Genomic DNA, 13,757 nt, shown 5'->3' with positions numbered 1-13,757 from the left:
AGGGCTAACCCTGAATGGTGAAGGCTAGCCCTGAATGGGGCTCCTGCCACGGGCCAGAATCCGTTCGGCCCGCGCCCGGCAGGCGTCGGCCGACTCCTGCTCCGCCAGCCCCTCGTACGCCTCCGCGAGGTCGAGCAGGGTCCCCGCGACGTCCGGATGGCCGCCCCCCAGCACGCGCTCGGTGCCCGTGAGCGCGCTGCGCAGCAGGTCCCGCGCCTCGGCGGCGCGGCCGTCGGCCAGCATGGCCTGGCCCAGCCGGCGGACGCCGAGGTGGACGTGGGCGTGGTCGTCGCCGTAGGCGTTCCGGAACACCTGGATCGCCCGCTCCTGATGGTCCCTGGCCAGCTTCGGCTCGCCGGTGTCCAGGTAGACCAGGCCGAGGTTGGTCAGCGGCATGCCCACCTCGCCGTGGCCGGGGCCGTAGCAGAACTCGAGTATCGACAGCGCCCGCTCGTGGCTGACCCTGGCCTCCTCGAAGCGGCCCGACAGGCGCAGGGCGTACCCGAGCTTGTCGAGGGTGTGGGCGACCTCGGGGTGCTCGTCGCCGTACACGGCGGTGAGCATGGAGGCGGCCTGCTCCTGCAGCTTGACGGCCCGCTGCGGGCGGCCGGTGTCCTGGACTATCAGCCCCAGCCCGGACAGGGTGTGCGCGACGTCCGGATGGTCGGGGCCGAGAATCGTCCGGGCGGTGGCCAGCGCCTTGGTCAGCCATTCCTGGCCGGCGCGCAGGTCGCCCGCCGTCCACGCGGCGAAGCCCAGCTCCCGGCTGACGCGGGCGATCTCCCTGCGGTCCGGCTCCTGCCGGGCGGTCAGGATGGCCAGGGCGCGTTCGAGGGTACGCCTGGCCTCGGGCAGGCGGCGCTGGCAGACCAGCACGTTGCCGAGGCGTCGCAGGACCCGCGCCACGGCCGGGTCGTCGCCGCCCAGAGCCCGTTCGGCCAGCACCAGTGCCTGCTCCTGGGCGGCGCGGGCGCCGTTGACGTCGCCGGTGAGCTCCAGCAGGTTGCCGTGGTCGGACAGCACGGCCGCCAGGTCGGCGTCGGCGCCCGGCTGCCGCCTGACCAGCCGCAGCGCCAGCTCGAACAGCTCCTGCGCCCGCTCGAACGCCGCCCGCACCGTGAGGTAATGGCCGGAGCCGCAGAGCATGCGCGGCAGCCCGGGCACGGCGATGTCCGCGCTGTCGGCCTCCTGGCCGAGGTGGATGACGTCGGGGATGACGCTGTCCCAGGTACGCCAGGTGGTCGGGTTCTCGGCGTCGGCGGGCACGACCGAGCCGAGAATCCTGACGGCGCAGGTCACCCAGGTACGCCGCTCCTCGTCGGGCAACCTGGCCCAGACCGCCGCCTTGACGAGCGGATGCATGCGCAGCCGTCCCCTGTCCCGCTCGACGAGCGAGTGGCGCAGCAGGTGGGCGATGGCGTCCTGCAGGGCCAGCTCGTCCTCCACCGCCTCCCTGAGCGCGGGCGGCAGGACGCCGGGCATGGAGTCCAGCAGGTCGAGCGAGACGCCGCCGGGGCCCAGGGTCGCGCACAGGTGCAGCAGCTCGATGGCGACCGGCGAGGCCTGCGCGACCCGCTCGAAGGCGAGCTGCCAGACCGTGGCGAACGCCTTGTCGCGGGTCAGCAACTGGTCGGCGCGGCGGCGGAACAGGTCGCCGTACTCGTCGAGCTTCATGCCGGTCTGCTCGCTGTAGGCGGCGGCCTGCTCCAGCGCGAAGGGCAGGTCACCGAGCTGCTCGGCCAGCGCCCAGGCACCGCTGGTCCTGACCACGCGCGTGGACAGGAAATCGACGGACTCGGCCCGGGAGAAGGAGCCCACGCGTACGCCCACGGCCAGCTGGCCCCAGGCGGGGTTGCGCGAGGTCACGATGACGTGCCCGGCCCGCAGGGACGACAGGAACGCCTCGATCAGCGTGCCGTCCTCGACGTCGTCGAGGATGAGCAGCCAGCGGTCCATCCCGGCCAGGCGCTCGCTCAGCGCGGCGAGGATCTCGCCGCGGTCGGCCTGCTGGCGTACGCCCAGGCGCAGCGCCAGCTCCGCCAGCACGCTCCAGAAGGCGACCGGCTCGACGGCCGGCGCCTCCCAGACCACGTCGTAGTCGGCGGCGTGCCGGTGCGCGTACTCCAGGGCGGTCTGTGTCTTGCCGGTGCCGCCGAGCCCGTGCAGCGCCACCACCCGGGGCGGCGGGCGGGTCGTCGGCTCGGTCAGCGCGCCCTCGATCTCGGCCAGGATCGCCTGGCGGCCGGAGAAGACGTGGTTGCGCGAGGGCAGGTTGGTGATCCGCCGCGGCGGCGCGTCCTGGCGCGGCGGCGGGACGGGACTGCCGTCGAGTCCCGGGTCGTGCAGCAGGATCGCCTGGTGGGTGGCCTGCAGCGCCGGGGCCGGGTCCACGCCGAGTTCCTCGGCCAGGATCCGGCGGACCCGGTCGTAGACGTTCAGCGCGTCGCCCTGCCGCCCGCACCGGTAGAGCGAGCGCATGAGCTGGGCGACGGACCGCTCGCGCAGCGGATGCTCGCTGACGCGCTGCTCCAGCCTTGGCAACGCCTCGGCGTGCCGTCCCAGGGCCAGCTCGGCGTCGGTCCTGCCCTCTTCGGCGCTGAAGCGTAACTCCTCGAGCCTGATGGCGTCGCACTGCGCCCACGGCTCCGTGGCGAACTCCGTCAGCGCCGGGCCGCGCCACAACTCCAGCGCCTGGCTGTACAACGCCACGGCCCCCGCCCAGTCCTGCTGGGCCAGAGCGCGGGCGCCCTGCTCGACCAGCCGCTCGAAGCGGAAGGCGTCGACCTTCTCCGGCTCGACGACGACGCGGTAGCCGGAGCCGTACGACTGCAGGATGTCGGCGCCGTTCAGCGCCTTGCGCAGACGTGACACGTGCGCGTGCAGCGCGCTGAGCGCGCTCTTGGGCGGGGTCCCGCCCCAGACGTGCTCGATGAGCTGGTCAGAGCTGAGGACCTCACCCTGGTGGAGGAGGAGGACTGCGAGAATGGCCATCCGCTGCGGTCCGCCGAGCGCGACGGAGTCGCCCTCGATCAAGACGTCGAACGTGCCCAGAATCCGGATGTCCACGCGTCTCCTCTCCTCTTGCCTGCGACTGTAACGCGGTTCAGATTGGGCAGACAGGCACGAATACACAGCCAAGGAGCCCGGCGCCATGGCGAACATCGACGAGATCATCGGCCAAGCCCCGCCCCGAAGCATTTGGGAGGCCGTCTGGCCCCGGCGTGAGAGCTACCACCCCTCGCCGTCCGACTGGCGGGACGAGGTCATCTACTTCCTGCTGCCCGACAGGTTCAGCGACGGCCGCGAGCACCGGCGCGATCTCGTCGACCGGGCCCGGCCGGCGAACTCCCGCCCGGCCGGGTGGATGTGGAACCAGTGGGCGGCCTCCGGCCGGGACCGCTTCCAGGGCGGCACCCTGCGGGGGGTCATCTCCAAGCTCGATTACCTGCGCGACCTCGGCGTGACCGCGCTGTGGATCGCTCCGGTGTGGAAGCAGCGGCCCGTCACGACCGTGGACGGCGTCCCCGCGCCGGACGACCCCCACGGCTACTCCATCCAGCACTTCCTGGACGTCGACCGCAGGTTCGGCACCCGCGAGGACCTGGTGGAGCTGGTCGGCAAGGCCCACGAGCACGGCATCCGCGTCATCCTCGACATCCTCATCAACCACACCGGCGAGAACTGGGACTACGACCTCGGCACCCCCGGCTCCCCCCAGTACGTGGTCCGCCCGCCATACGCCGGCCGGGACGGGAAGCTGCCGTTCGGCGCCTGGCGTGACGGCGCCGGGGGGCGCCTGCCGCACGGCGCCGCGCCCACCGAGCCCGACCACGGCGTGTGGCCGAGCGAGCTGCACGACCCCGACGCCTACACCAGGGCGGGCGGCGACGGGCTCGGCTGGGGCCAGGGCGGCGACGACGAGCCGGACGCGCCCTACCGGCGGGCCGACTGGTTCAGCCGGGACCTCGACCAGTCCAAAGAACTGCAGACGCTCATCCGGATCTGGACCTACTGGATGGCGCTCACCGACATCGACGGTGTACGCATCGACACGCTCAAGCACGTGCCGCCGCGCGACGCCACGTTGTTCTGCGGGGCGCTCAGGGAGTTCGCCGACGGGCTGGGGAAGGCGAACTTCCTCATCGTGGGCGAGGTCGGCGGCGGCGACACGATCGAGGAGCGGTACCTGGACCTGATCGGCCGCAACCTGAGCGCCGTCCTGGAGACCGGCGAGACGCGGCGGCTCCTGCGCGATGTCGCGCTCGGCCGGGAGGGCTTCCCCTTCCCCGACGCCGTCGAGGAGTTCTTCCGCAGGTTCGCCACGCAGGGGGTCTCTCATCATTCCCTCGGGTCCGTCTATGTCTCCATGGTGGACGATCATGACGATCTGTCGATCGATCCCCAGCTCCGGTTCGGCGCGCTGACGCCACCGGGTCACAGCGAGCCCGATCCCCGCCAGGTCACGGTCGGGGTGGCGCTGCTGCTGTACTCGCTGGGCATCCCGTGCCTCTACTACGGCATCGAGCAGGGGCTGACGGGCCCGGAGGAGAGCGAGCGGGGGTGGCTCATGGGCGAGGGCTGGGGCCGCCGCGAGCTGTCCGGGGATCGGTATCTGCGGGAGGCCATGTTCGGGCCGGAGCATCCGCGCAAGGCGGGAGCCGCAGGGCGGCCCGCCGACGGCGAGTCGCCGACCGCGGCGCACCTGTTCGACACGGATATGGTCGGGTTCGGCCCGTACGGCACCACGAACCACCACGTCTTCGACCAGGACAACGAGGTCTACCAGCGGGTCAGGATGCTGCTGGCCGCGCGGGCGGCCCACCGGGCGCTGCGGGCCGGCCGGCAGTACCTGCGCAGGCTCGGCCGGGCCGACGGCGGCTACGCGCTCCCCCGGCCCGGCGACGTCCTGTGCTGGTCGCGCGTACTGGCCGGGACCGAGATGGTCTGCGTGGTCAACCCGAGCCTGACCGAGACGCGCGGCGCCCTCGTCGAGATCGACGGCGCCCTCAACGCCCGCACGCAGGAGCTCACCGTGGTCGCCAACACGGCCGAGATCGGCGGGGTGACGAAGCACCCGCTCAGGTCGGCCGTGCCCGTGCTGCCCGGCCCGGGTGCCTCGCGCCACATCGAGCTGCAGGATCTGCCTCCCGCGTCCGCGCTGGTCCTGACGAATGAGCCCGTCCCCTAGCCAGCCTCGTCAAGCAGAAAGGTGGTCCGCCAACCGCATCGCCAAGGCCGTGAGCGTCAGCGAGGGGTTCGCGGCCGGCGATGTCGGGAAGACCGACAGGTCGCAGACGTAGAGGTTGTCGTGCCCCCACGCCTTCAGGTCGGGGTCGACCACGCCCATGCCGGGGTCCTCGCTCATCCGCAGCGTGCCGACCTCGTGACCGACCGCCCCGAGATCGGCGGAGAACGGCTCCGAGGCCGCCGGGTCGCCGCCCATGATGCGGATGATCCGGCCGCCGATCTCCCGTACCGCGGCGAAGTAGCCGGGGATCTCGACCGGCTTCATCGTGATCACCGGCCGGCCCGTGTCCGGGTCCAGCTCGACGGTGTTGCCGTCGAGCAGCGGCACCGAGGGGAAGAAGACGATCTCGCAGTCCATCCTGGAGACGTCGGCGTGCGCCGGGACGGCGTCCTCGTCCACCCGGTACTGGTTGAGCCCCACACCCATCTCCACCACCACGTTGAGCGGCATCGCGCCGACCGAGCCGCGCAGCAGGATCTTGACCGAGTCGTGCGCGGCGTATCCGGGCGCGTCGCTCGGCAGCGTGAACTTCCAGACGTACGTGGGGTGGTCGGTGATCCCCTTGCCCACCCACTCGTTGTCCACCCGCGCCCGGCGGGCCAGCACGGCGCTGCCCACGGTGCCGGCCGCCATGATCACCCGCCCGCCGTCCGCCACGCGGAACACCCGGTCCTTCCCGGCGATCAGGTCGCGGGCCCGCACGGCCGCCACCCTGGTCCGGCCGCCCGACCGGTCCCACTCGAACCCGACGACCTCGTGGTTGAGGTTGACGTGCAGGCTCTTGTTCCAGCCGTCGCGCAGGCGGTCCTCCATCAGCAGCGCCGCCGTCGAGAAGATCCCTGAGGGGATGCCCAGCCGGTGCGCCACCGAGTTCTCGGCCGCCACCTGCACCTCGTGCTGGCGGAAGCGCTTCAGCTGGGTGCGGAGCAGCTCCTTGATCGTCCTGCGGTAGTCGCTGAGCGTCGGGCGCGTGCCGTGCATCAGGTCGGTGGCCTCGTCGTACCACTCGGTCCGCAGTTCCTCGCGGACGCCGCGCGGCCACGTCTCGAACTCCCGCCCGTCCATCGGCGGGATCAGCGCCCCCCAGAAGACCGACTTCCCGCCCAGGCAGAACGCCTCGGCGACCTGCATCCCGGCCGAGCTCGTCCGGTAGCGCTGCGACCGGTACTGATACCACAGGCCCCAGACGGTCCGGTTGGCCTCCGCGCCGGAGCCCTGCTGCCTGGGCATGTTGCCGACGTGGGTCGAGAACAGGTACCCGCCGGCCTCCAGCACCAGGATCTGCGGCATCCGCCCGCCCTTGGCCGCGGCCATCCTCGTCAGCTCGTGCGCCAGGACGCCGCCGCCCATACCGCTGCCGACCAGGATGTAGTCGTACACCGCGTCCTCGTCCAGCTTGGGGGCGAAGTGGCGGCGGGCCGGGAGCGGGTTGGTGACGATGATGTCGTCCCGGGTCGGGAACAGCTCCGACTGGGTGCCGGTCATCGTCTCGATCCGCTCGCCCGCCGCGATGTCCGCGGGCCACGCCGTACGGTTGCCGTCCAGCGCCTCCCAGGCCCCGTCGCAGTGGAACTTGAACTCCACGGCCGTCCCGGCGGGCGGCCTGACGAGCTCCACCCGCCACTCGTCCGCGCCCTCCACGTAGCGGCAGGGCACACGGGTCCGCCAGCCGTCGAGGCTGCTGAACACCCCCAGCCTCGCGTCGGGACGGATCGCCCCGCCTCTCAGCACGATCGTGAACGTCTCCCCAGCCATGCAAGCCCCCTCGCATGTCGCGCTAAATCTCCCGATGCTGGTATAGCTCGCGCCGCTTAACCTTCGCTTGCAGTCGGCGACAAGGAGGCTGCGAGCGCACAAGAGCACTGTGTGCGCATGCGAGAACGAGAGCTGGAGTCACTGACGGACCGCTTCGAGCTGGCCCGCCGGGGTGAGCCGGGGCTGGTCCTGATCCACGGCCCGGCCGGCATCGGGAAGAGCACCCTGCTGCGCCGGTTCCTGGCCACCCTTGACGACCAGGCGCACGTGATCGCCGCCGACGCCGTGGAGAGCGAGTCGGTCCTGCCGTACGGCGTGCTCACCCGGATCGCCGGTCTGCAGCCCGCGGACCCGTTCGAGGCGGGAGCACGGCTGCGCGACCGGCTCGACGAGCTGCAGGCGGCGCGGCCGGTGGTGATCGCCGTCGACGACGCGCACTGGGCCGACTCCGTCTCGCTCACCGCGCTCGCGTTCGCCTGGCGACGGCTGCGGCCCGCCCGCGTCCTGGCCGTGCTGACCAGCCCGGACCCCTATCAGCCCGCCTCGCTCCAGCCGTTGCTCACCCGCGAGATGTCGGTACGGCTGGCGCTGACCGGCATCGGCGCCCGGCAGGTGCGCGCGCTGACCCACCTGCCCCTGACCGAGCAGGCGGCCGGGCGGCTGTGCGAGCACACGGGCGGCAATCCGCGGCACATCCTGCAAGTCCTGGAGGAGACGGACCTCGACGAGCTGGCCGACCCGCAGATCCCGCTGCCGGTGCCGGGGCAGCACGCCCGCGACGCCCTGGCCCGGCTGGCCTGGTGCAGCGAGCCCGCCCGGTCGCTGGTCGAGGCGGCGGCGGTCCTGGCCTGCGACATCGCCTCAGGCGGCGGCGCGCGGACGGCGGGCGAGGTTTCGCTCGGTGCGGCGGCCAAGCTGGCCGGCGTCGGGGCGCCGCTCTCGGCGCTGGAGGAGGCGCTGGGGGCCGGGCTGCTCGTGGAGCGGCCGACAGGTGCCGGGATCCTGATCCGCTTCTCGTACCCGCTGCTCAAGGGGGCGGTCTATCAGCACATGGGCCCCACCAAGCGGCTGCGGCTGCACGCCGCGGCGGCGAGGCTGACCGAGGACGAGACCGCCCGGCTGGAGCACCTGCTGCGGGCCACCGAACGTCCCAGCCCGGAGCTCGTCCAGGAGATCGCCGCGGCGGGACGGCACCGGGCGGCGACGGGAGACTGGGGACAGGCGGCGCGGCTGCTCGCGCAGGCGGCCCGGCTGGACCGGGAGCCGGGCGCCGACGCCGTCGAGGCCCTCCTGTTCGACGGCCGCCCGGCCGAGGCCCACGCCCTGGCGGTACGGCTCGGCGCCAACGAGCCGACCACCCGGCCAGGCACCTCCCCCACGCCCTCCCCGACAACCCCCAGCGGTGGTACCTCCCCCACGACCCCCAGGATCGACACGGCGGACGGTCGTTTCGCGCGAGGGGTGCTGTCTCACTACGCGGGCCGTACCGATGAGGCGGTGGCGGCGCTGGACGAGGCGCGGGTCCGGTGCGCGCGGCCCGCGCTGCTCACCAGGATCGACGCCTGGAGCTGCCGTCCCGAGCCCGGCGACTACCTGCGGCTGATGCGTCACTCCGGCGGGCCGGAGGGCTCGCCACCGGTCAGGCTGCTCATCGCCGGGATGGGCAGCCTGACCGGCTTCCGGCAGGGCCGCTGGGACGAGGCGGCGGCCCTGGGGGAGCTCGCCGCCGCGCTCGCCGACGAGCTCGGCCCCTGCTGGATGTCGGCGCACGCCCACGCGGTGGCCTCACTCGTGCCCGCGGCCAGGGGCGACTGGCGGCGCGCCGGACAGCACGCCGAGGCGGCACGGCGGCTGGCCAGGGACGCGACGGCGCCGGTGGCGGTCATCGGCCCCGCGTACGCCGCGGCCCACCTGGCCGCCGCCCGGAACCGGCCGGACGAGGTGATCGCCCTGCTGACACCGCTGCTCGACCTGGTCACCGCGCCCGCGTCCGCCTCACCCGACCGGACCGCGAACCTCTCGCCCAACCGGACCGCGTCCGCCCAGCCCGACGCGACGGCCTGCGCCCAGTCCGCGCCACCCGACGCGACGGCCTACCCCCAGCCTGGCCTGCCCGATGCGACCGCTCAGGCCGAGCGCGGGCTACTGCCGTGGGCCGATCTGCTGGTGGACGCGCTCATCACCGAGGGCGATCTGCGCCGGGCCGGTGACGTACCGGCCGCCTCTCCCGGTGTCCGGGCTCGGCTGCTGGCGGCGGGGCACGAGACGGAGGCGGCCAGGGCGGCGTTCGAGGCGGCGTGCGCGGAGACCGGGGAGCCGTTCGAGCGGGCCAGGACCTTGCTGGCGTACGGCTCGTTCCTGCGCCGGCTCGGCCGCCGGGCCGCGGCGGCCGAACAGCTCAAGGAGGCGCTGCGGGAGCTGGAACGCCTGGAGGCGGTGCCCTACGCGCAACGCTGCGAGATCGAGCTGGCGGCGTGCGGGCAGCAGCACGCGGTCTCTCCCCTGGGCCTGACGCCGCAGCAGGACGCCGTGGCCCAGCTGGTGGCCACCGGGCTGACCAACCGGCAGATCGCCCGCGAGCTGCTGCTGAGCGTCAAGACGGTCGAATACCACATCAGCCAGGTGTACGCCCGCCTGGGCGTGTCGTCCCGCGTCGCCCTGGCCAACGGCGTCCGCGCTCGCGCAGGCTCCTCAAGCTGAGGGGTCGTTCAGATCCGCACCCCGCACGGCGAGTCCGTCGGCGGTGCGGTCAATCGGCGGCACAGTGAGGCCGTTCAGAGCGCGCACTGCAACACGGGGCGGCCGCGCACGCCGGGCTCGGCGGCGAAGAGCGCGCCCGCGGCCGGCTGTTCCACCCGGTCGACATCGAGGGCCGAGGTGGTGATGAACAGCTGGTCGAGGTTGTCGCCGCCGAAGGCGACCGCGGTGACCTTGCGTACCGGGAGCCGGACGACGGCGTCGAGACGGCCCTCCGGGCAGTAGCGGTGTACGGCGGCGCCGCCCCACAGCGCCACCCACACCCCGCCCTCGGAGTCGACCGTGAGCCCGTCGGGGGCGCCGTCGGCCGGGTCCACGACCGCGAACGGCCGCCGCCCGGTGAGCCCGTTCTCCCGGTCGTAGTCCAGCACGTCGACCCGCCCGGTGGTCGTGTCGGCGTAGTAGGCGAGGTCGCCGGCGGGGCTGAAGTCCAGGCCGTTGGAGATCGTGACCTCCGGCAGCACCACGCGCAGCCCGCCGCCGGCCTCGGCCACATAGAGGGAGCCGCGGCCCGGGGTCTCGTCGTAGGCCATGCTGCCGATGTAGAAGCGGCCGTCGGGGTCGCAGCCGCCGTCGTTCATGCGTACCGAGGCATCGCTCCACGCCTCGCCGAGCGAGCGCAGCGGGGCGTCCAGCCCGTCGGAGTCGGCCAGCAGCAGCTCCCGCTCGGCCGCGACCACATAGCCCGCGTCGGCCGCGCGCGGGCGGATCGTCGCCGCGACCGCGCCGACGTGGCGGCGCCGGACCGTGCCGTCCGGCTCCAGCGCCAGCACGTCACCGGCCATCATGTCGACGAACCGGAGGCCGCCCCAGCGGTCGGACCACACGGGGCCCTCCCCGTGCTCGGCGACGGGAGCGGTCACGGTGTACGCGGCGATGGTCATGCCGATCTCCTCCAGCTGGGCTCAGACCCCCCATTGTCGATCACGAACGGCTGACCGCGGGGTAGGTCCACCTCCGGCCCGTCGGCAGGTTCACCACATCGGGTCCCTCCTCACGGGACTTGGCCTCGATGCTGAATGCCCGCACGCCCGCGAGCCGATCGAGGCCGCATTCCGTGATGTGCGCCGGTGATCAGGCCGAGCAGGTGTCGAGCATCTCCTTCAGCGCGGCCTTCTCCCCCTTCGTGATCCGCAGCGCGTAGTGCCGCTTGACGGTGATCCACGACCGGGCGTACGTGCACCAATAGCCGATGACCGGCGGCCGCCAGGTGATCGGCGTGCTGCCGCCCTTGTCGATGTTGGCGGTGGCGCTGACGGTGACCAGTTCGGGGCGGATCAGGTCGTTGGCGAAGGCGTGGCGCTGGGCGTCGGTCCAGGTGTCGGCGCCCGAACGCCAGGCGTTGGCCAGGGGGACGAGGTGGTCGACGTCGATGTTCGCCTCGCTGGTGAGCAGCTTGCCGTCGTAGCGGCTGTACCAGGTGCCGGCCAGGACACGGCAGGACGCGTCGCGCCGGACGGCCTCTCCGTCGCGGTTCAGGACGATCTCTCGGGTGTCGCACGCGCCCCGCTGCGGGGCCCATTCGGGCATGAAGCGGATGTGACTGTAGCCGTGGAGCGTGCCCCTCTTGGCGACGGCCAGGCCGTCGAGAGCCGTACGGGCGTCGGCCACCGAGATCGGGACGGGCATCGCGCGCGCGGTCGCGGCGGCGCCGGCCGGCGGGACGAGCAGGAGAGTCGCGAGGAAGGGGACCACGAACCGCCCTGAGAAGATGGTCATGGATTACCAGTAACAGCCACCTCAAAGGAATGTCACGAGAAGTAATTGAGATGGCACCTAAAGTGACTCCATCAAGTGATTGACGGAGCGGCGGAGGCCGCATTAGTTTCGTTCCATGAGAGACAGTGACCAGGTCACCGTGATCATGAAAGTCGCGACACAGCTCTTCGCGGCACTCGGCTTCGACGGCACCTCCACCAGGCAGATCGCCGACGCGGCCGGCCTGAACATCGCCACCGTCAACTACCACGTCGGCGGCAAGCGGGAGCTCTATCTCGCCGTGATGGAGCGCGCCCACCAAGCCGAGCGCGCCGCCCTGGAGGGGGCGCTGGGCCGCCTGGGCGGAGATGACCCGGTCACCGGGATTCACCGCCTGATCGACGACTACCTGGACTTCTGCGTGGTCCATCCCGAGGTGCCCGCGCTGTGGATGCACCGCTGGCTCTCCGACGCCAGCGACCTCACCGAGCTCGAACGCCACTACGTCCAGCCGCTGGTGGTGATGGTGACCGACGCCCTGCGTCCCTCGGTCGCGGCCGGGGTGATCGACCGCGCGGTCGACCTGGAGTACGCCATGTGGTCGGTGATCTGGTGCGTGCACGGGTTCGCCAAGGGCGGCGTGCTGGACGAGGAGGGCCACCGCAGGGGCGGGAGCGACACGGTGGCGCTGCGCCGCTTCCGCGCCCACCTGCACCTGACCGTGCACCGCATGCTCGGGCTGACCGGCGAAACCCCGTGACCACGGCGGCGCCATGATACGAGGAGAGCGTGTGAACCTGCCCGACACCGGGAGGACCGCCGACGAGCTGCTGACCGAGATGGCCCGGCTCAAGGAGCACGATCTGCCGGTCAGGGGCGGCCAGGTGACCGCCTACGTCTACGACAGCGGCCGGGACGGGGTTCACGAGGCGGCGGCCCGCGCCTACGCGGAGATGCTGGAGGTCAACTGCCTCGACCCGACGGCCTTCCCCAGCGTGGTGGAGATGGAGAAGCAGGTCGTCGGCGCCGTCGCCGACCTGCTGGGCGGTGGCCACGGCATCTTCACCAGCGGCGGCACCGAGTCGATCATGCTGGCGGTGAAGGCCGCCCGTGACGCGGCCGGGCGCGAGCGCCCCAACCTGGTGCTCCCCGTCACCGCCCATCCGGCCTTCCACAAGGCGGCGCACTACCTCGGGCTCGAGGTCAAGCCGGTGGCGGTCGATCCGATCACGTTCAAGACAGGTGCGCGGGCCGTGGCGGCGGCGATGGACGACGACACCGTCCTGGTCGTGGTCTCGGCGCCGTCGTACCCCCAGGGCGTGATCGACCCGGTCGAGGAGATCGCGGCCGTGGCCGCCGCCGCGGGCGTCGGCTGCCATGTGGACGCGTGCGTGGGCGGGTGGCTGCTGCCGTGGCTGCGGGCGGCGGGCGCGGCGATCCCGCCGTTCGACCTGTCGGTGCCGGGGGTCACCTCGCTCTCCTGTGACCTGCACAAGTTCGGGTACGCCCCGAAGGGCGCCTCGGTCGTGCTGTTCGCCGACCCGGCGACGCGCCGGAGGGCGTACTTCGCCTCGGCCGCCTGGCCCGGCTACACCGTCATCAACGCCACCGTGCAGAGCTCCAGGTCGGCGGGGTCGCTCGGCGGGGCGTGGGCCACGCTCCAGGCGCTGGGCCGCGACGGTTACCTGGCCCTGGGCCGGACCACGCTGGAGGCGACGGCCAGGTTACGCGCGGGCATCGCGGCGATCCCGGGGCTGCGGGTGCTGGGCGATCCGGAGGCCTCGCTGGTGGCGTTCACCTCCTCGGAGCTCGACGTGTTCGTCCTGGCCGACGAGGCGCGGCGGCGCGGCTGGTACCTGCAGCCGCAGCTGTCCTACGCGGGCATCCCGGCCAACCTGCACATCACGGTCACCGGGGTGACGCTCTCGGGGATCGAGGCGCTGCTGAAGGTCATCGGCGAGTCGGCGGCGGCCGCCCGGACGCGCGGCCCGGCCGTACTCCCCGACGGGCTGATCGACCTGGTCGTGGACCTGGACCTGGAGGCGCTGGACGACGCGGCGTTCGCCGACCTGGCCGCGGCGGTCGGGGTGGACCTGCGGCCCGGCGCGGGGCAGCCGGAGATGGCGCTGGTCAACGCGGTCCTGGACGCGCTGCCCGCGCCCCGGCGGGAGGCGGTGCTGGTGCGCTTCCTGTCAGTGATCTACAGCTGACGTACAACTAACGTCGCAGTCCCGGCGTTCGAGAGGCGGAGCGCGGCCGTCGTTCCAAGGAACGACACGGAACATCCTCGGGAAGGATG

The 13,757-nt window shown here is 72.7% G+C and carries 8 protein-coding genes; 4 read left to right on the top strand and 4 right to left on the bottom strand.

The window, feature by feature from the left end; translation table 11 throughout:
- Window positions 1-24: 24 nt before the first annotated feature.
- Entirely contained in the window at window positions 25-3,066 is a 3,042-nt protein-coding gene (gene fxsT / locus AB0B61_RS31880; RefSeq protein WP_358439657.1) for an FxSxx-COOH system tetratricopeptide repeat protein, read from the bottom strand.
- Window positions 3,067-3,151: 85 nt separating this feature from the next.
- Here fxsT and AB0B61_RS31875 point away from each other — a divergent pair, with 85 nt between their 5' ends.
- Complete coding sequence (locus AB0B61_RS31875) at window positions 3,152-5,188, top strand: alpha-amylase family glycosyl hydrolase (protein ID WP_358439655.1); 2,037 nt, start codon at window positions 3,152-3,154, stop codon at window positions 5,186-5,188.
- Between the two features lie 9 nt (window positions 5,189-5,197).
- Here the strand turns inward: AB0B61_RS31875 and AB0B61_RS31870 are convergent, their stop codons facing one another.
- Window positions 5,198-7,003 carry a GMC oxidoreductase gene (locus AB0B61_RS31870; protein ID WP_358439653.1) on the bottom strand — a complete coding sequence of 602 codons (1,806 nt, stop codon included), beginning with the start codon at window positions 7,001-7,003 and terminating at the stop codon, window positions 5,198-5,200.
- 117 nt (window positions 7,004-7,120) lie between these two features.
- Here AB0B61_RS31870 and AB0B61_RS31865 point away from each other — a divergent pair, with 117 nt between their 5' ends.
- Entirely contained in the window at window positions 7,121-9,703 is a 2,583-nt protein-coding gene (locus tag AB0B61_RS31865) for an AAA family ATPase (RefSeq protein WP_358439650.1), read from the top strand.
- A 74-nt stretch (window positions 9,704-9,777) separates the two neighbouring features.
- Here AB0B61_RS31865 and AB0B61_RS31860 read toward each other — a convergent pair whose 3' ends face one another.
- The gene (locus AB0B61_RS31860) at window positions 9,778-10,644 is read right to left on the bottom strand and encodes an SMP-30/gluconolactonase/LRE family protein (protein ID WP_358439647.1); all 867 of its coding nucleotides are present in this window, start codon (window positions 10,642-10,644) and stop codon (window positions 9,778-9,780) included.
- A 190-nt stretch (window positions 10,645-10,834) separates the two neighbouring features.
- Complete coding sequence (locus AB0B61_RS31855; protein WP_358439644.1) at window positions 10,835-11,479, bottom strand: HNH endonuclease family protein; 645 nt, start codon at window positions 11,477-11,479, stop codon at window positions 10,835-10,837.
- 115 nt (window positions 11,480-11,594) lie between these two features.
- Between AB0B61_RS31855 and AB0B61_RS31850 the strand changes: the two genes are divergently transcribed.
- Both AB0B61_RS31850 and AB0B61_RS31845 read left to right on the top strand, forming a co-directional pair.
- Window positions 11,595-12,218: a TetR/AcrR family transcriptional regulator gene (locus AB0B61_RS31850; RefSeq protein WP_358439641.1), complete on the top strand. Its 624-nt coding sequence runs from the start codon at window positions 11,595-11,597 to the stop codon at window positions 12,216-12,218.
- Between the two features lie 31 nt (window positions 12,219-12,249).
- A complete protein-coding gene (locus tag AB0B61_RS31845) occupies window positions 12,250-13,668 on the top strand; it encodes an aspartate aminotransferase family protein (protein ID WP_358439638.1) in 1,419 nt (472 codons plus the stop codon).
- Window positions 13,669-13,757: the final 89 nt, after the last annotated feature.

It is taken from the genome of Nonomuraea sp. NPDC049158 (genome assembly GCF_040648335.1).
GTDB lineage: Bacteria > Actinomycetota > Actinomycetes > Streptosporangiales > Streptosporangiaceae > Nonomuraea.
Note: the sequence above shows the minus strand (reverse complement) of the source record. Positions and strands in the feature narration are given on the sequence as shown.

Coding starts and splice junctions, on each gene's coding strand:
- AB0B61_RS31875 (WP_358439655.1), top strand. CDS start 3,152: ATGGCGAACATCGACGAGATCATCGGCCAAGCCCCGCCCCGAAGCATT.
- AB0B61_RS31870 (WP_358439653.1), bottom strand. CDS start 7,003: ATGGCTGGGGAGACGTTCACGATCGTGCTGAGAGGCGGGGCGATCCGT.
- AB0B61_RS31865 (WP_358439650.1), top strand. CDS start 7,121: ATGCGAGAACGAGAGCTGGAGTCACTGACGGACCGCTTCGAGCTGGCC.
- AB0B61_RS31860 (WP_358439647.1), bottom strand. CDS start 10,644: ATGACCATCGCCGCGTACACCGTGACCGCTCCCGTCGCCGAGCACGGG.
- AB0B61_RS31855 (WP_358439644.1), bottom strand. CDS start 11,479: ATGACCATCTTCTCAGGGCGGTTCGTGGTCCCCTTCCTCGCGACTCTC.
- AB0B61_RS31850 (WP_358439641.1), top strand. CDS start 11,595: ATGAGAGACAGTGACCAGGTCACCGTGATCATGAAAGTCGCGACACAG.